This window comes from Pseudomonas sp. RA_5y_Pfl1_P24 (genome assembly GCF_963970945.1).
Lineage (GTDB): Bacteria > Pseudomonadota > Gammaproteobacteria > Pseudomonadales > Pseudomonadaceae > Aquipseudomonas > Aquipseudomonas tritici.
Window position 1 is genome coordinate 206228 of record NZ_CAXAOJ010000003.1, and the last position, 17741, is coordinate 223968.

Consider the following 17741-nt stretch of genomic DNA (forward strand, 5'->3'; position numbering starts at 1 on the left):
CTACGCCAGCAGGCCCATTGCCTTGGCACGGGCCACCGCCTGGGTCCGCCGCTCCACCCCCAACTTGCTGTTGATGTGGCTGGCGTGGGTCTTCACGGTGTGCAGTGAGATGAACAGCTGGTTACTGATTTCCTGATTCGAGCAGCCTTGGGCAATTAGTTTCAGCACCGCCAACTCACGCGCGCTCAAGGTTTCGTGAGCCGGCGCTATCTCAGGTGTCACGATCGTCGGTAGACGCACCAGCAAACTCTGGTTCAGCGGCCCCAGCGCATCCTTGCCCAGTTGCTCGCGCATCCAGCCAGGGTGCCTTTCCAGCAACCGCTGGAAAGGTTGCAATGCCCCTCCGGCGCCGGCCTCAAGGGCCTGGACCAGAACCGCGCGAGCCTTGGCTTCCTGGCCACTTTCCAAGAGCAACTGGGCCTGCTGCGTCAGCGCCATCAGTGCAATCATCTGGCGGCCGCTGTTGTGCGCCTGCTGCGCCAACGCTTCAAGCCGCTGCAATGCCGCAACGGGTTGATGGCGAGTGGCATCCAGCGCCGCTTGTTGAAGCTCGATATGTTGTGGCAGGTGTGGGTGAAATTCCGGCGCGGCGGCGGCCTGCTCGCCGTTGTAGGTTTGCCCCAGGCGCATCAGCCAGGCGTCGGCCAAATCGGTGCGGCCCTGGGCCAGCCACAGCTCGCATTTAATCAGGGTGATCATTGCCAGGTAGTAGATCGGCGGCACGTCCCAGATATGCATCAGGCGCTCGGCCTCGGCGAGTTCGGCAAAGGCTTTGGCGAAGTCACCACGGCGGCCTTCGAAATTGGCGATCACGCAATGCCCGATCAACACACTGATGTCGCGGCAGGCACGGGCTTCGACGAGCCCGGCGCGCAAGCGGGCGAGTCCGGCTTCGGGTTGTAGCCGCACCAGCAGCAAAAAACCTTCGTAGAGTGACAACCGCGCGCGCACCGCGTACAACCGCTGCGGCGCTAAGCCCTGCAGGCGTTGCAGGCCCTGATGCACTTCATCCAGGGAGCGCAGGATTTCACCGCGGGCCTGCAACACCCGCGCACGATCGTAATGGGCCAGGGCCTCGAACAATGGGTTGCCGACGCGCTGCGCCAACTCCAGGGATTCGCGATTCAAGCCACGCGCACGCCACAGGTCGGCATCGACAATGGCCAGGTTGGAAAGGGTCGACAGACACATCAACCGCTGGCCGTAACGCCGTTGCGGCAGGCTTTCCAGCGCCTCGCTGCAATAGCGCTGGGTCAGCTCGCGATCACCACGGCCCCGGGCGATGATCCCGCTCAGCGCCAGCCACTGTGCCAGCATCGATTTTTGTGCGGTGGCCGACGGTGCTGGCAGGAAGCGGCTGAGGTAGCTGGATAATTCTTCCGCCGCATCCAACTGGCAGGCCAGGCCCAAGGCCCAGCTGTAGAGCACGATCAGGCGCGGCGTGCTGATCAGCAAGCTGTCGGGCAAGTCCATTTTCCAACGCAGCAGCATGCCCACATTCTGCTCGGCCAGCAGTTGCTCTTCGGACAGGTTCTGAACCAGGTTGGCGGCGACATCCAGATGGCCGGCGCGCAACGCTTGCTCCACTGCCTCATCGATCAAGCCCTGGGCATTGAACCAGCGGCACGCGCGTAGGTGCAGGCTGGCCGGCGGCAGCACATTGCTGCTGGCACGGCGGGTGCGCAGCAGGTCTGAAAACAAATGGTGATAACGGTACCAGTGGCCCTGCTCGTCCAGGGGCACCAGGAACACTTGGTGGGCTTGCAGGTAACGCAGGATTTCAGCGCTGTCATGGGCTTCGCGCACCGCGTCGCAGAGTTCGCTGCAAAACCGATCCTGAGGGGCAGTGTCGTACAAAAACGCCTGTACCTCGGCCGGGAGGCAGTCGATCACCTCTTCCAGCAGGTAATCACGGATCAGCCCTTCGCCGCCATGCAAGCTCTGCGGCAATGCACCGTCGTTGCCGGCCTCGGAAGCGGCGAGCAACCAGAAGCGCAGCCCGGCAACCCAGCCTTCGCTGCGGCGGATCAGGTTGTCGAGGGCTTCGCCGCGCAAGGAACTGCTGTGGCGATCCAGCACCGCCAGGGATTCGCTGTGCGTCAGGCGCAAATCCTGTTCGTGCAACTCCAGCAGGTGGCGCGATAAACGCAGCCGCGCCAGATGCCAGTCCGGGCGCTGACGGCTGGTGACCAGCACGACCAGGCCATCGGGCAAATGGTTGAGGAAAAACTGCAGGCAACGGTCGAGCACGGGCCCCTGGGCCAGATGGTAGTCATCCAGTACCAATAACAACGGCGCGCGCGGGGACAGGTGCACGGTCAGCTCATCGAGCAGGCCGTCCAGCCATTCTTCAAAGGCAAAGGGTTGGTGACGCTGGCGCATTTTCAGCAGCCCCAGGGATTGGGCGCCGAGTTGCGGGAAAAATTGCTGCAGCCCCTCGAGCAGGCGCTCAAGGAAACGGCCGGGGTCGTTATCCCGTGGGCTCAGGCCCAGCCACAGGCTTTGCCAATGGGCCGGCAGGCTCTGGCAGAACTCCACCGCCAACGAACTCTTGCCGAACCCTGCGGGTGCACTCACCAGCAGCAGCCGCCCTTCCAGGCCAGCACTCAGGCGTTCGCACAGGCACGGACGCAGCACATAGCCGTCAGGCAGCGGTGGCCTGTAGAAGCGACCCTCCAGGGTGGGGATTACCGCACTGGCAGGCCCTTGGATTCGGGACAGATCAGTCATCGCCGGGCTCTTGTAGAAGGCTGTTGTCGGCATTGCAGATGTCCGCAGACTAGCGGTAAAAGCAGCAGGTTTGTAGATCTTTGCAACATTTGCCTGAAAAGAACTGCGACAAAAAAATTCGCCATACAAAAAAGCCCCGAACGGGTCGGGGCTTCTTTCCAAGGAGGCTGCCTCGGTTAACTCAGCTTAGCGCACGCCGTCCTGGCGCAGCGCCGCTGGGGTGAAGTCGCTGGTGGTGGCGGTGAAGCCGAAGTCATACGCCTGCTTCTCTTCGTTCTTCATGCCCAGTGCAAGGTAGCGGCCGGACTGCAGGTCGTAGAGGGTTTCCAGGGCGTACCACGGCACTTGCTTGTCGTAGTAGTTCTCGGCATGCGCTTCAGCCACGCGCCACAGTTGGCCACGGCCATCGTAGTGGTCGATGACGGCTGCTTGCCAGGTGTCTTCGTCGATGAAGAAATCACGCTTGGCGTAGATGTGGCGCTGACCTTCTTTCAAGGTGGCGACTACATGCCAGACGCGGCGCAGCTCGTAGCGAGCCAGGTCCTGGTTGATGTGGCCGGCCTTGATGATGTCTGCATACTTGAGCTTCGGATCGTCGATCTTGTAGCTGTTGGAGGCGATGTAGATTTCTTTCTTGCCTTCCAGCTTCCAGTCGTAGCGGTCCGGTGCGCCGTTGTACATGTCGAGGTTATCGGAGGTACGCAGGCCATCGGCCGCGGTACCCGGACCGTCATAGGACACTTGCGGTGCCCGGCGCACACGGCGTTGGCCGGCGTTGTAGACCCACGCCGAACGTGGCTCCTTCACTTGGTCCAGGGTTTCGTGCACCAGCAGCACACCACCGGCCAGACGGGCCGGCGCGGTCACTTGCTGCTTGAAGTAGAACAGCACGTTGCCCGGATTTTTCGGGTCGAAGTCTTTCATTTTGTCGCGGAACACGAACTGGTCTTTGAAATACACCAGGCTGAAAGAGCCGTTGGTTTGCGGCGTAGCCTGGGTTACCAAGCGGGTCACGCTGCCCCCGCGATAGCGAGTGATGTGGTTCCAGATCACCTCCACGCCGCTTTTCGGAATAGGGAACGGCACGGCGGTTTCGAAATTTTCCAGGCCGTTACCGCCAGATACCAGGTTAGTGGTGGTGGCGTTCTTCTTGATGGCCGCGAACACATCCGCTGGCACCGTAGCGCCGCGATGGGTTGGGTAGACCGGCATCTTGAAGGTGTCCGGGTAACGCTTGAACATCGCGTACTGCCCCGGCGCCAGCTTGTCTTTGTACTGCTCGACATTTTGCGCGGTGATAGTGAATTGCGGCTGTTCACTGGCGTAAGGGTTGGCCAGGAATCCGCGGGCGTCGACAGCGCCAGCGTTGGTTGGCAGCGGCGACCATTTAGGAATGGTGCCTGCGGCGTTACCGGCCATTTCAGCGCCCATCGGGGTAAGACTCGTGCCCAGCTTCGCGGCTTCATCCGCCGAGACTGCCGCCATGACGTTGCTCGCCAGGATCGACAGCCCAAGCACACCTACGTGCAACAGACTTTTGGTTATTTTCATGTTCTGGTCTTCCTGAAAATACAGTGTGCTTAGAAGTTCGCGCCGAAGCTCAAAGCGACAAAGTCGCGATCATTCACTGTGCTGAAATCGCCGCCGAAGAAGTTGGTGTAGTTCAGGCTGGCGGTGTAGGTGTTCTGGTATTCGGCGTCCAGGCCGAGGCTGACGGCTTTGCGACCTTCTTCGAAGTTAGCGCCTGGGCCAGGGGAATAACCCTTGACGTCATGAGACCAGGCCACGTTCGGCTTGAGGTTCACACCCGCGAAGGCATCCGGGTATTCCCAGATAGCCCGAGCGCGATAGCCCCAGGAAGTGGCCGTGGTAAAACCATCGTTATTGCAGTTGGTATTCAGCCCATTAGCATTACCCAGGCCGGCACCCACGGCGGTCGAGTTATTAAGCGTATTGCAGAAACCACCGGGCAATGTACCTGGACCAAATACCGGGTCGCGGCCATAACGGGCCTCTGATTTGCTCTCCAGGCCGCCTACATGAGTCACCCCAATCTCACCCACCGTGGTCAAGCGGCTGGCGCCCATCACTTGATCAAAGAAGTGCGTGAATGTGGTCTGGAACTGCGTGACTTCCTTGCGGTTGTAACCATGCAGGTCTTGACCAGGCGAGCCTTTGAGCACCGAAGCGTTGCCAAAGCCGATAATAGGCGTGACGCCCGCATAGAGTATGTCGGTGGTGCTCAGTTGCACCGGTGCATTTGGCCGGTAGCTCAACTCACCGCTCCATGCAGTACCGGTAGGCAGCGTGGTGGAAAAGCTCAAGCCGTAAAGACGGATGTCTTCTGGGTATTCGACGAAGTAGTTGGAGCTACCCGCCACAATCACCGGGCGTAGCGCCGCCAGCCCACCCAGAGGACGGTTGTACGCTGACGCTGGCGCACCTTGTGCACTGAAAATCGGCGCACGGCTGTGATAGTTCATGAAGTAAGCGCCGAACTCGGTGTCCAACGGCTCGAAGTTGTAGTGCATGGCAACACCAAACTGGCCGCTGTCCCGAGCATCACGGTCAGGGCCACGGCGCACCAGCACACCCTCTTCGTTCACATCAACACCCAACGTATTGAGGGTTGGATAAGCAAGAGGCGAGATGCGAGAGCGCTTGTTCAAGACCCGGAGGTTGTTGTCGCACCCATCAGAGATGACGTCCGGCTGCGAGAAGAACGTACCGCAGTTATCGGTAACCGTCTGGTCCCACTCCAACTGGTAGAACGCTTCCGCCGACAAGTTATCGGTCAGCGTCTGCGACACATAGAACATGTTGACCGGAATCAAGCCCTCCTTGATTTCAGCCCCCGGACGACGAAACGCAGACACGTCGATCGGGTTGATGGAGTTGATGCCGCCGCCGATGAAGGTACTTTCACCCCAGCTCACTACCTGCTTACCGAATCGCACGTTACCCGGCTGATCGGCAATGCTGTAGTTGTGGTAGATGAACGCATCGAGAATTTGCCCGCCCGAGGACTTGGCGCCCTCTTTGCGGTTGCTGTTGCTGATGTCCTTGAACTCGCGGCTCTCGTCCTGGAGTTCGAAGTCATACCAGTACTTGCCACGCACAAATACGCCGGTGTCGCCGTATTTCAGCTCCAGATCATGGATGCCCTTGAAGATTTTCGAGAACGTCTCACCACGCTTGAAGTTCAGGTGGCCGTCATCGGACGTCTGGGACAGACCATTGCCACCATTGTTGACGCCGATCAGATCCTGATTGGGCTTGGCTGTCGACCAGCTCGCACCCACGGAAAGAGACGAGTCAAAACTCCCTTCGATTTCACCGATGTTGAAACTGACGCCGAATGCGGGCCCGGCGAGCGTAGAGGCGAGACTGACGGCCAGGGGCAGTTTTGCCCGGCGCCAGAACTGGTTTACTGAGGTCATCGACGCTACTCCATGTGCATTATTGTTATGGCAGTGAGTTCGTTCTTTGATGCTTGTAACGGCCGGAATACAACGATTCCAATGCCGGACTGCAACTGAACCTCCATGGTCCGAAGCACCGCATCCTTGAAAAACTCTGGGAGGGACTATAGCCAGCAGGGGGTAGTGCTTGATCCCTCTAAAGTGTGATTTGCATCACCAACCCGTCTGCCACGACCCTTTCGCCATGTCGGCGAAGGCCGACGCAGGAAGGATGGCTGAAAATTGGCAAATCACAAGTAAAGGCGCCAGATAGAGCATTGCCGTGCCCGGACGGGCACGGCGAGGGGCTTCAGAGGGTGGACAGGAACGTGCTGTTGTTGGCCTGCCATTCGATGATGTCAATGCGGATACGTTTTTTGTCGAGCTTGCCGACGCTGGTCTTGGGAATTTCAGTAACAACAGCGATCTGGCTTGGGATCGCCCACTTACTCAAGTGGCCCAACTCCACGAACGGCTTGAGGTGTTCCTTGAGCTCGCGGGCCCCTATCACATGGCCATCATGCACCACCAACAACGCAAACGGACGCTCCCCCCATTGCGGATCGGCGATGCCCACCACCGCTACTTCGCGTACCGCAGGGTGACGGCTGACCAGGTCTTCGAGGGCCAGAGAAGAGATCCACTCGCCGCCGGTCTTGATCACATCCTTGATGCGGTCGCGGATATCGATCACGCCAAAGGCGTCAAGCGTCGCCACGTCGCCGGTGTGCATCCAACCGCCCGCCCACAGCTCGGCGCCTTTCTGCGGCTCGTTGTAATAACCTTCGGTCAGCCACGGTGCACGCAATACCAGTTCGCCCTGGGACTCGCCGTCGGCGGGCAGGAAATGGCCGTCGCCGTCGATGATCGCGGCTTCCACCAACGGCCCGGGCACGCCGGCCTTGATGCGATAGGTGGTGCGCTCATCCTCGGTGCCCGCCATCAGCTCTTCGTTGAGGTGCGCGCAGGACACCAGCGGCCCGGTCTCGGACATGCCATAGGCGGCGGTCAGTTGAATGCCACGGGCCTTGGACGCTTCATACAAAGTGCGGTTGAGCGCGCTGCCGCCAATGACGATTTTCCAACCGCCAAAATCCACGTCCTGGGCGGCTTTGGCATTGAGCACCATTTGCAGGATGGTCGGCACGCAATGGGAGAAAGTGACCTTTTCCTTGCGCCACAGCTCCACCAGGTATTCCGGTTCGTAGCGGCCGGGGTAGACCTGCTTCAGGCCAAGCATGGTCGCCACATACGGCAGGCCCCAGGCGTGTACGTGGAACATCGGCGTGATCGGCATGTACACATCATTCGTGCCCAATAGCCGCACGCTGTCGACGCTGCCCATGATGGTGGCCACGCCGATGGTGTGCAGCACCAGTTGGCGATGGGTGAAATACACGCCCTTGGGATTGCCGGTGGTACCGGTGGTGTAGAAGGTGGTGGCGACGGAGTGTTCGTCGAAGTCCTGGAAGTCGTACTTCGGGCTGGCGGCGGCGAGCAGGGTTTCGTACTCGCCCACCAGGTCTGGCAGCTCGGCGGTCTTGGCCTCGCCATCGGTGAGCAGCAACGTCTTGTCGACGGTAGTGAGTTGCCCGGCAATGGCCTGGTAAAGCCCCACGAACTCGCTGTTGACCAATACAAAGCGGTCCTCGGCGTGGTTCATGGTGTAGAGGATCTGCTCCGGCGACAGGCGCACGTTGATGGTGTGGATCACCGCACCAATCATCGGAATGGCGAACATGCATTCCAGGTAGCGATGGCTGTCCCAGTCCATCACCGCCACCGTGTCACCGGCCTTGACCCCGGCTTCTGTCAGCACATTGGCCAGGCGCGCGACCCGCTCGATCAGGGTTGGATAGGTGTAGCGCAATTTATCGCGGTAGACGATTTCCCGGGTTTTTTCGTAGCGGGTCCCGGACATCAGCAGGCGCTTGATCAGCAGCGGGTATTGGTACGCACCTTCGGCGGGCGGAATGACACGGGTCTGCAACATACGAATCCCTTTTATGACTGTACGGTCTTGGCTTGAAGACCTGCACTTTAGAGACCTTATGTTTCAGCCAAATCAGCCAAAGGAATGATTTGCAGCGCCCAATGAATGCTAGCTTTGCGCCAGCACTGAAGCCTTACTAAGATCCAATGTGGCGGTGCTCACTCGAGAATGTCGTTTACTTCATGCTGGTAAACGCCAGCTTCACCCCAATCGCAATCAACACCGCACCCATGGTCCGATCAAACCAATGCCCCATCCGCGCAAAACCTGCACGCACCCGCTGCTGGCTGAACAACATCGCCACCAGGCAGAACCACAGCGCCGTGGCCACCGCCAGGTACACGCCGTAACCGGCCTGGACCGCCAGTGGCGTGTGCGGGTTGATCACCACGGTGAACAACGATAAGAAGAACAACGTGGCCTTGGGGTTCAAGCCATTGGTCACAAAACCTGCGGTAAACGCGCCACGGGGCGTGCGTTCGCCCGCTTCGCGATGCAATTCACCCTCGGCCGCGGGCTTGGCTGGCTGCGCGCGCAAGGCCTTGAAGCCGATGTACAGCAAGTAGGCGGCCGCGGCCCATTTCAGCGCGTTGAACAGCACGATGGATTGGGACACGATCAAGCCGATACCGAGCAACGAATAACCCACATGCAGGAAAATAGCCGACCCCACGCCCAGCGCAGTCCAGGTCCCGGCGCGACGGCCGTGGGTCACGCTCTCACGCACCACCACCGCGAAATCCGGGCCGGGGCTAGCCACCGCCAATAAGTGAATCAGCGCTACGGTTAAAAACTCGGTGGCGTACATACTCACTCCATTAAGTAACGGATTATTTCATCTGATAGTCTCGGCAGATTACGCCTTCAAACCCTGTCGCAAAAGGTACAGTTGATGACGAACAATCGCCGCGCCGTCTTCCTTGATCACCCGTCCCTTGACTTGGGGGACCTCGACCTCAGCGAACTGCGCAACAGCTTCAGCGACCTGCACTTGTTCAGCGACACCACGCCGCTGAACGTGATCGAACACCTGCAAGGCGCTCAGGTTGCGATCAGTAACAAGATCGCCCTCAACAGCGAAACCCTGGCGGCCTGCCCGGCGCTCAAGCTGATCCTGGTGTCCGCCACCGGCACCAATAACGTCGACCTCGAGGCCGCCCGCGCGCATGGCATTACCGTGAGCAACTGCCAGGGCTACGGCACGCCGTCCGTGGCGCAGCACACGATCATGCTGTTGCTCAACCTGGCGACGCGCTTGAAGGATTATCAACGGGATGTGGGCGCCGGTCAGTGGCAGCAAGCCAAACAGTTCTGCCTGCTGGACCATCCGATTGTCGAGCTGGAAGGTAAAACCCTTGGCTTGCTCGGTCACGGTGAATTGGGCAGCGCGGTCGCGCGCCTGGCTGAAGCCTTTGGCATGCGCGTGTTACTGGGAGCCATTCCGGGCCGCCCGGCCCGCGCTGATCGCGTCCCCCTGGATGAGCTGTTGGCGCAGGTTGACGCGCTCACCTTGCACTGCCCCCTCAACGACCACACCCGTGACGTTATCGGCGCCCGCGAGCTGGCGCTGCTCAAGCCCGGCGCGTTTGTGGTCAACACCGCGCGCGGTGGCTTGATCAACGAGCAAGCCTTGGCCGATGCGTTACGTAACGGCCACCTGGGCGGCGCGGCGACCGATGTGCTGAGCGTAGAGCCGCCGGTGAACGGCAACCCGCTGCTGGCCGGCGATATTCCCCGGCTGATCGTGACCCCGCACAATGCCTGGGGCAGTCGCGAGGCGCGCCAGCGCATTGTCGGCCAGTTGGCGGAAAACGCCCGGGGCTTTTTCAGCGGCGCCCCGCTGCGCGTCGTGAGTTGATAAACTGCGCCCCTTTTCGAGGAGCAGACCATGGATCCGCGCAGTGAAGTACTGCTTCGTCAGGCCGAACTTTTTCAAGGCAACCTGCTGTTGGTAGGTTTGCCCGCCGACGACCTGCTCGGTCGCCTGCCCAACGCGCACGGCTGGTGCTGGCATGCCGGCGACCAAGCGGCGCTGGACGCACGCTTCCCCGAGCGCTGCCAATTTGGCGTGAATGTGCCTGAGCGCGAATTCGACGCGGCGGTGATCTTCCTGCCCAAGTCAAAGGACCTCACCGACTACCTGCTTAACGCCGTGGCCGCGCGCCTGCCCGGCGCCGAGGTGTATCTGGTGGGGGAGAAAAAAGGCGGTATCGAAAGCGCCGCCAAGCAGATGATTCCCTTTGGCAAACCGCGCAAGCTCGACAACGCGCGGCATTGCCAACTGTGGCAAGTCACCGTGGCCAATGCCCCACAAGCGGTCGAGCTGGAGAGCCTGGCTCAGGTGTTCGACGTGCCTTTGGCTGAAGGGCCACTCAAGGTGGTGAGCTTGCCCGGTGTGTTCAGCCATGGTCGCCTGGATCGCGGCACCGAGCTGTTGCTGGAGCACCTGGATAAACTGCCGAGCGGCCATCTGCTGGACTTCGGTTGCGGTGCCGGTGTGCTGGGTGCTGCGGTAAAACGCCGCTACCCGCACAACACCGTAACGATGCTCGACGTGGATGCGTTTGCCGCCGCCAGCAGTCGTCTGACCCTGGCCGCCAATGGCCTGGAAGCCGAGGTGCTGACCGGTGATGGCATTGACGCAGCGCCGATGGGCTTGAACGCGATCCTGACCAACCCGCCGTTCCATGTCGGGGTGCACACCGATTACTTCGCCACAGAGAACCTGCTGCGAAAAGCCGGCAAACATCTGGCAAAAGGCGGCGAACTGCGCGTAGTCGCGAACAGCTTCCTCAAGTACCAACCCTTGATTGAAGAGCACTTGGGTATCTGTGCGGTCAAGGCCGAAGGTAATGGTTTTCGCATCTACCGTGCCAAGCGCGGCTGACGGGCGTTTGGAAAAAGAAGACTTGCCGAATGGATTTTGCCTAGGCAGAATCCGCTCCGTCCTAGGGGAGTAGTCTCCCACGAGCGCCACGCTCGTCCGGCATACGTCAACATACTTGGTCAACAGACCATGGCGTATGCGACCCAGGAGTCCGCACAGACGGACCGGGGTTTGACAAGACCTATGACACGCACACCTTACCCGGGGCGGGAAGGCTGTACGTGTCATAGCCGTGTCGACCCGCCCCTGGAAACCTACCTGATGCTGGATTCATTACTCGTTCCTACTGCAATCGTTGCCTTGGCCGAAATCGGCGACAAGACGCAACTGCTCGCGCTCATCCTTGCTGCTCGCTTTCGCAAGCCCTGGCCGATCATCGCCGGCATCGTTGCCGCGACCCTGGCCAACCACGCGGCCGCCGGTGCCGTTGGCGCCTGGTTCGGGAGTTTCTTCTCGGACGCGGTATTGCACTGGATCCTGGCGGCAAGCTTCTGCGCCACGGCCCTGTGGACCCTGGTGCCGGACAAACTCGACGATGACGAAGCCAGCACCACGCGCAAATTCGGGCCGTTCCTGACCACGCTGATTGCGTTCTTCCTCGCCGAGATCGGAGACAAGACGCAGATCGCCACGGTCATGCTGGCGGCGCAGTATCCGGAACTCTGGCTGGTGATTATCGGGACGACCGTGGGCATGCTGATTGCCAACGTGCCGGTGGTATTGGCGGGTAATTTTGCGGCGGAGAAACTGCCGTTGACCTTGATTCGCCGGTTAGCAGCTACGGCGTTTTTCATCCTGGCTATCGTGGCAGTGTACAAGGCCATGCAAAGCAGCGGATGGGTCTGACTACAAGCTGCAAGCTGCAAGCTGCAAGACGGTAGCAGTACCTTTTCTTGCAGCTTGAAGCTTGCCGCTAAAACCCTAAGACTTCCTGGCCTGCTGGTAAAGCGGCATCACCTTCGGAATCGCCGCCTGCAACGAGGCAATCCGGCTGTCGGAAGCCGGGTGAGTACTCATGAACTCCGGCGGTGCGCCTTCCGAGGCCTTGGCCATTTTGTTCCACAGCGTGATGGCCGCGTTCGGGTTGTAGCCGGCGCGGGCCGACAGTTCCAGGCCGATCAAGTCCGCTTCGTTTTCATTGCTGCGGCTGTTGGGTAAGGTCATGCCGTAGTTGGCTACCGTGTCGGCCAGTGCCAGGCTGTCCTGGCCGAGACCGAACAACGCACCGGCGCCCTGCTTGGCAATCTCGATCCCGTAGGCCTTGGACATGGCTTCGCGGCCATGCTCACGCAAGGCGTGGGCGATTTCATGGCCCATGACGGCGGCCAGTTCGTCATCCGTGAGCTTGAGGTTATCGATCAACCCGCTGTACACGAAGATCTTGCCGCCAGGCCCACAGTTGGCGTTCATCTCGTCGCTCTTGATCAGATTCACTTCCCACTGCCACTGCGCAGCATCGGGGCGGAAGGTCGGCGCCTGGGCGATCAAACGCTTGGCAATGGCCTGCACGCGCTTGGCGTTGGCACTGGTCTTGTCCAACTGGCCTTTGCTGCTGGCTTCGCCCAACGTCTGCTGGTAGGACTGGGCATACATCTGGTCGACTTCCTGGCTCGACAGCATGCTGAACATGTACTGCTTGCGCTCCACCCCAACGGCGCCGCCGCTGGTGGTATTGACCGACTGACACCCGGCCAGCAGCATCGCTGCAACCAAACCACTTATCACCAATGACTTCTTCATGAACACTCTCCCTGAAAATACGCCCTGAAACATGGCGCGTATCGTAGGCGCACATTTGTATCTGCGCCAGATACACCAGACGTGTAACTAACGATTTTCGGATACATCTCACCTATCCCATCAACGGCGGCGGGCATTCCATTCGCGACACCCCTGACATTTTTGTCGGAAAAATGCTCATGCCCACCGCGGCCGTGGCCGATACAAAAAGGCGGTCCCTCCCCTCAGTGCCCGGAGTTTTCATGAAATTCAAGTCGATTCAATTTTCTGTCGCGGCACTGGCTGGCGCTATTGTCCTGAGTGTGGTCGCAGTGCTGGTGCTTTACGCCTTGTTTGCCGGCGCACGAACCCAGGCGATGGTGCAGGAGCGCACCCAGGCTCAGTTCGAACAGATCGTCGAGCAACGCCTCACCGCCCTGGCGCACACCCAGGCCACGTTGATCCAGCGTGAGCTTGAAGCCCCGCTGGTGACCGCCAAGAGCCTGGCCACCGCCAACGCCCTGCTCGGCATGAAAGACACCAAGGGCGAACCTGCCCTGCAGGTCGGCCGCGAACAATTGATCAACCTGCTGCATGAAACCGTGGTGCGCAACCCGAAGATCCTCGGTGCCTATATTGGCTGGGAGCCCAATGCCATTGATCACAACGACACGGCCTACGTGAACAGCCCCATTCTCGGTATGGGCGCAGACGGACGTTTCCTGCCGTGGTGGTACCGCAACGCGGATGGCAGCCTGGGGCTGGATAAACTCGCTGACGTGGCCGACCAGAAAATCCTCTCCACCGGGGTACGTGCCAGCGAGTACTACCTGTGCTCCAGGGAAAGCAAAAAAGCCTGCGCCATCGACCCGGCCCCTTACAAGGTGGGCAATGCGATGGTGATGCTGGCTTCTTTTATCGAGCCGATCCTGATCGACGGCAGCTTCCAGGGCATCGTCGGTGCCGATCTCTCAGTCAATTTCATCCAGGACATGCTCACCAGCGCCGATCAGAAACTCTACGACGGTGCCGGTGAACTGGCACTGATCTCCAGTAACGGACGCCTTGTGGCCTATACCAAGGACGCCAGCAAACTCGGTGAAAAAGCCAGCGACCTGCTCGACGGCAACGAACTGGCCAACCTCGGCCAACTCAAAGCCGGTGAAGTACGCTACGACATCGACCGGGAACACGGGCATATCGAGCTGTTCCTGCCCTTCAGCATCGGCCAGACCGACGCGCGCTGGACCTTGATGATGCAGTTGCCACTGGGCGCAGTGATGGCCGACTCGCAGAAATTGCAAAGCGACCTGGAAGCCCAGCGCGAGACCGATATCTTCGGCATGACCATTGCCGGCCTATTGATCGCCGGTGCCGGCTTGCTGGTGATCTGGTTGGTGGGCCACGGCATCGCCCGCCCCCTCAAGCAGATGGTGGCCATGCTCAATGACATCGCCCAGGGCGAAGGCGACCTGACGCGGCGCCTGACCAGCGATCGCGCCGATGAACTGGGCGCGATCGCCAACGGCTTCAACACCTTCCTGATCAAGCTGCAAGGCATGATCACCCAGGTGGTGAGTTCAGTGCAGAAGGTCAGTGACTCGTCGGAGCACACCGCTGACATTGCGATTCGCACCAACCAGGGCGTGCATAAACAAATGGTGGAAATCGACCAGGTGGCCACCGCCGTGCATGAGATGACTGCCACTGCGCAAGACGTTGCGCGCAATGCCACCCAGGCCGCGCAAGCCGCCAGCCATGCCGATCAGGCCGCGAGCCAGGGCATGCGCATTGTGCGCGACACGTCGATCTCGATTGGCGCGCTGGCCGCAGAAATTGGCAAGGCAGTGGGCGTGGTGCAAACCCTGGCCAAGGACAGCGAGAACATCAACGCCATCCTCACCGCGATTCGCGGTATCGCCGAGCAGACCAACCTGCTGGCGCTCAATGCTGCAATCGAGGCGGCACGTGCTGGCGAGCAAGGCCGAGGTTTCGCCGTAGTCGCTGACGAAGTGCGCAACTTGGCGCAGAAGACTCAAAAAGCCACTGAAGAAATCCAGACCATGATCCAGCAGTTGCAACAAGGCACGCGGGACGTGGTACGGGTGATGGAGGACAGCCAAAGCCGCACCGATGAAAGCGTGCAACACGCGGCGAAGGCGGGCGAAGCGCTGGAAACCATCACCCAGGCGGTGTCGGTGATCAACGACATGAACACCCAGATCGCCAGTGCGGCCGAAGAGCAGAGCGCAGTGGCAGAGGACATCAATCGTAACGTGATCAACATCGGCCAGGTGGCCAATGAAGTGGCGGGCGGCGCGGATGAATCCAGCGCGGCCAGTGCGGATTTGACCAAGCTGGCGGAGCAGCAGCGGCGCTTGATCAATCAGTTCAAGGTTTAGGGATTTGCGGCAGGCTTGCTCGCGAAGAGACCAGTGAAGGCAACAGATAGCCAATAGGCTCAAGCCGGGGTCAAGCACTCCGGCCCATTGAGCTTCGGATCATTGACCATGTTGGCCAACACCCGCTCGCGCAACGCGGTGGGCTCACTGGCCAGTAAAGCCTGCAACACCGGCAGCGGTGTTTCGGGATTGAGCCAGGCCGCCTGCCCCGCCGCATCCAGGATCAGCGGCCGACGCTGGCTCTGCGCAGCCTGGGTCACCACCGCGGTGCTCAGCCACACCTGTTCCTGTACCGGATACGCTTCCCAGATCGCGGCAAAAAACAAGGTGGAACCCTCTCCTGGCGTCAGCCAGTACGGACGCTTGCGCTGGGTGCCGCGCCATTCGTAGAACCCATTGGCCGGCAGCAGGCAACGGCGCAGGCGGAACGCTTCGCGAAACATCGGTTGTTCGGCCAGGGTTTCGGCGCGGGCATGGGCCGGCGTGCGCGAAAGGTCGGTCAGCCAGGGCGGTGTCAGGCCCCAGCGGGCCCGCGCCAGGGTGAGCTGGCCTTCGGCGGTGCGCTGGATCAGCACCGAATCGTTCGGGGAGATGTTCCACTGGGCCTGCTGGTCGGCCGGGAAACCCGGCAAGGCAGCAAAAGCGGGGTTCCAGCGAAACAGGGCATAACGTCCACACATGGGGCAACATGACTCTTGGGTAAACCGACCGACAGCCTAACAGACCAGCACGTCGGGGAAGCTGTCAGGTTCGTCACCCGGCAGGGGTTGCGCGCCGATGTAGGCGGTGATCAGCTCACGCGCGTCAACGGCCCGGTCGTTGTCCACCTCCAGGCCCAGCAGACCGAAGATGGGCAGTTCGCCAGTGCCGCCGAGCAAATGCCGGCCCACCAAGTGGGCCTCGATACCTTCACTGGCGAGCATCTGTTGCAGCAACTCGCCTTCCATCAGGTTTTCCGGTTCGTAGATTCGCTGCATGGGCGTACCTGTCATTCGTTTTCGCTACGGGTTTCGAGCATCCACTCGCCACCATGCACCTGTAGATTGAAACTGATTGGCCGGCAACACACCTGACAGTCTTCTATATACGTCTGATCGCCGCCGGACAAATCCACCGTTGTCTCGACCTCTTCACCACAATAAGGACAATCGTACGTCGCAGTTTCCAGCATCGCAGCCTCCAAGGTGACTTGTGCGTATAATCGCCGGTCTATTTACAGGGTTATATTTCGGCTGAGCCCATTACTCAGGCCGCACCCTGGTATTTCCTTTACTTACCCTAGCCGTTTCTAACAAGAGAGCATGATGGGCGAATTCGATACCATCCGACCTTACAACGACAGCGAAGTCCCGGCAGTGCTGGCACGCCTGTTCAGTGACAAGGCCTTTCTGGACATCCTGACCCACTTCCGCTTCCCGCGCTTTGCCGGCGCCCTGGGCTGGCTGCTCAAGCCGATGATCGCCCGCAAACTGCGCCGTGAATTCGCCGGCGTCACCACCGTTGCTACGCTGCAGGACAAAGTCGAGTACTACGTCGACCACACTATTGACCGGGCGACCGACGGCGTGACCTACACCGGCGTCGAGCAGCTCAAGTCCGGCACCGCCTACCTGTTCCTCGCCAACCACCGCGATATCGTGATGGACCCGGCCTTCGTCAACTACGCCGTGTACCACGCCGGCCTGCCGACGCCGCGCATCGCCATCGGCGACAACCTGCTGCAAAAGCCGTTTGTCAGCGACCTGATGCGCCTGAACAAGAGCTTTATCGTGCACCGCTCGATCACCGGGCGAAAGGAAAAGATGGCGGCATTCAACCTGCTGTCAGCCTACATCAACCATTCGATCCGCAACGACTGCCAATCGATCTGGATTGCCCAGGCCGAAGGGCGCGCCAAGGATGGGGATGACCGCACCGAGTCGGCGATCCTCAAGATGTTCCACGTCAGCCGCAAGGATGAGCCGTTTGCCGAGGTCATCCAGTCGTTGAACCTGACGCCGGTGTCGATCAGTTATGAATACGACCCGTGCGATACCGCCAAGGCTCGCGAGCTGTACATCCGCGCCACCACCGGCACCTACAGCAAGGCGCCGGGCGAGGATGACGTGAGCATCGCCCTTGGCATCACGGGCTACAAGGGGCGGGTGCACATCAACTTCGCACCGCCGATCACCGAGCGTTTCGAAGACACCAAGCTGCTGGCCGTGGAAATGGACCGGCAGATTCTCGGCGGTTACCGGCTGTTCCCGGTGCATTACCTGGCGTATGCCCAATGGAGCGACGCCGACCCGCAATTGCAGGTGCCGACGGCGGCCGAGGTATTCCCGGCCGACGAACTGGCCAAGGCGAAAGCAGAATGGGAGCGGCGCTTGAACGAGTGCCCCGCCGAGCACCGACCGTTCCTGTTGGTGCAATACGCTACGCCGGTGCGTAATCAGTATCGGGTCAAGGCCGGCATACCTTTGTAATACAGACCAAAAATGTGGGGGTAGACTAGCTCGCGAAGGCGGTTAGTCAGTCAATCATGTGTTGACTGACACTCCGCCTCC

The 17741-nt window shown here is 60.4% G+C and carries 14 protein-coding genes, 1 pseudogene and 1 riboswitch; of the genes and pseudogenes, 6 read left to right on the plus strand and 9 right to left on the minus strand.

What is annotated here, in order from left to right:
* The 5 genes from AACY30_RS05635 to AACY30_RS05655 form a co-directional block, all read right to left on the minus strand.
* The gene (locus tag AACY30_RS05635; protein ID WP_339539986.1) at positions 1-2730 is read right to left on the minus strand and encodes a LuxR C-terminal-related transcriptional regulator; all 2730 of its coding nucleotides are present in this window, start codon (positions 2728-2730) and stop codon (positions 1-3) included.
* 186 nt (positions 2731-2916) lie between these two features.
* Positions 2917-4281, minus strand: a complete 1365-nt coding sequence (locus AACY30_RS05640; protein WP_339417560.1) for a DUF1329 domain-containing protein — start codon at positions 4279-4281, stop codon at positions 2917-2919.
* A gap of 29 nt (positions 4282-4310) precedes the next feature.
* A complete protein-coding gene (locus AACY30_RS05645; RefSeq protein ID WP_339539987.1) occupies positions 4311-6170 on the minus strand; it encodes a DUF1302 domain-containing protein in 1860 nt (619 codons plus the stop codon).
* A 331-nt stretch (positions 6171-6501) separates the two neighbouring features.
* On the minus strand, positions 6502-8184 hold the full coding sequence (locus AACY30_RS05650) for a fatty acid--CoA ligase (protein ID WP_339417557.1): 1683 nt from the start codon (positions 8182-8184) through the stop codon (positions 6502-6504).
* Between the two features lie 175 nt (positions 8185-8359).
* Complete coding sequence (locus AACY30_RS05655) at positions 8360-8992, minus strand: LysE family translocator (protein ID WP_339468504.1); 633 nt, start codon at positions 8990-8992, stop codon at positions 8360-8362.
* A gap of 84 nt (positions 8993-9076) precedes the next feature.
* Here AACY30_RS05655 and AACY30_RS05660 point away from each other — a divergent pair, with 84 nt between their 5' ends.
* The 3 genes from AACY30_RS05660 (at position 9077) to AACY30_RS05670 (ending at position 11917) form a co-directional block, all read left to right on the plus strand.
* Entirely contained in the window at positions 9077-10042 is a 966-nt protein-coding gene (locus AACY30_RS05660; RefSeq protein WP_339468503.1) for a 2-hydroxyacid dehydrogenase, read from the plus strand.
* 30 nt (positions 10043-10072) lie between these two features.
* Positions 10073-11071, plus strand: a complete 999-nt coding sequence (locus tag AACY30_RS05665) for a class I SAM-dependent methyltransferase (RefSeq protein ID WP_339468502.1) — start codon at positions 10073-10075, stop codon at positions 11069-11071.
* Between the two features lie 51 nt (positions 11072-11122).
* Positions 11123-11244, plus strand: a riboswitch (yybP-ykoY riboswitch).
* 88 nt (positions 11245-11332) lie between these two features.
* On the plus strand, positions 11333-11917 hold the full coding sequence (locus AACY30_RS05670; RefSeq protein ID WP_339468672.1) for a TMEM165/GDT1 family protein: 585 nt from the start codon (positions 11333-11335) through the stop codon (positions 11915-11917).
* Between the two features lie 75 nt (positions 11918-11992).
* On the opposite strand, the gene AACY30_RS05675 is transcribed toward AACY30_RS05670, so the two are convergent.
* The gene (locus AACY30_RS05675; RefSeq protein ID WP_339468501.1) at positions 11993-12811 is read right to left on the minus strand and encodes a M48 family metallopeptidase; all 819 of its coding nucleotides are present in this window, start codon (positions 12809-12811) and stop codon (positions 11993-11995) included.
* Positions 12812-14133: 1322 nt separating this feature from the next.
* On the opposite strand from AACY30_RS05675, the pseudogene AACY30_RS27340 reads away from it, so the two are divergent.
* Together AACY30_RS27340 and AACY30_RS27345 are read left to right on the plus strand one after the other, a co-directional pair.
* Positions 14134-14334: pseudogene (locus tag AACY30_RS27340) on the plus strand (HAMP domain-containing protein); the annotation flags it as partial.
* A gap of 114 nt (positions 14335-14448) precedes the next feature.
* The gene (locus tag AACY30_RS27345) at positions 14449-15192 is read left to right on the plus strand and encodes a methyl-accepting chemotaxis protein (protein WP_445261418.1); all 744 of its coding nucleotides are present in this window, start codon (positions 14449-14451) and stop codon (positions 15190-15192) included.
* 59 nt (positions 15193-15251) lie between these two features.
* Here AACY30_RS27345 and AACY30_RS05685 read toward each other — a convergent pair whose 3' ends face one another.
* Genes AACY30_RS05685 through AACY30_RS05695 form a run of 3 tightly spaced genes read right to left on the minus strand, consistent with a single transcriptional unit; the run spans position 15252 to position 16363 of the window.
* Positions 15252-15872 (minus strand): SOS response-associated peptidase, encoded by a 621-nt coding sequence (locus tag AACY30_RS05685; protein WP_339468498.1) that lies wholly within the window; start codon positions 15870-15872, stop codon positions 15252-15254.
* 36 nt (positions 15873-15908) lie between these two features.
* A complete protein-coding gene (locus AACY30_RS05690; RefSeq protein WP_003171843.1) occupies positions 15909-16169 on the minus strand; it encodes a putative signal transducing protein in 261 nt (86 codons plus the stop codon).
* An 11-nt stretch (positions 16170-16180) separates the two neighbouring features.
* Positions 16181-16363 carry a CPXCG motif-containing cysteine-rich protein gene (locus AACY30_RS05695; protein WP_339468496.1) on the minus strand — a complete coding sequence of 61 codons (183 nt, stop codon included), beginning with the start codon at positions 16361-16363 and terminating at the stop codon, positions 16181-16183.
* 133 nt (positions 16364-16496) lie between these two features.
* Between AACY30_RS05695 and AACY30_RS05700 the strand changes: the two genes are divergently transcribed.
* The gene (locus tag AACY30_RS05700; RefSeq protein WP_339539988.1) at positions 16497-17660 is read left to right on the plus strand and encodes a 1-acyl-sn-glycerol-3-phosphate acyltransferase; all 1164 of its coding nucleotides are present in this window, start codon (positions 16497-16499) and stop codon (positions 17658-17660) included.
* The last annotated feature ends 81 nt before the right edge of the window (positions 17661-17741 follow it).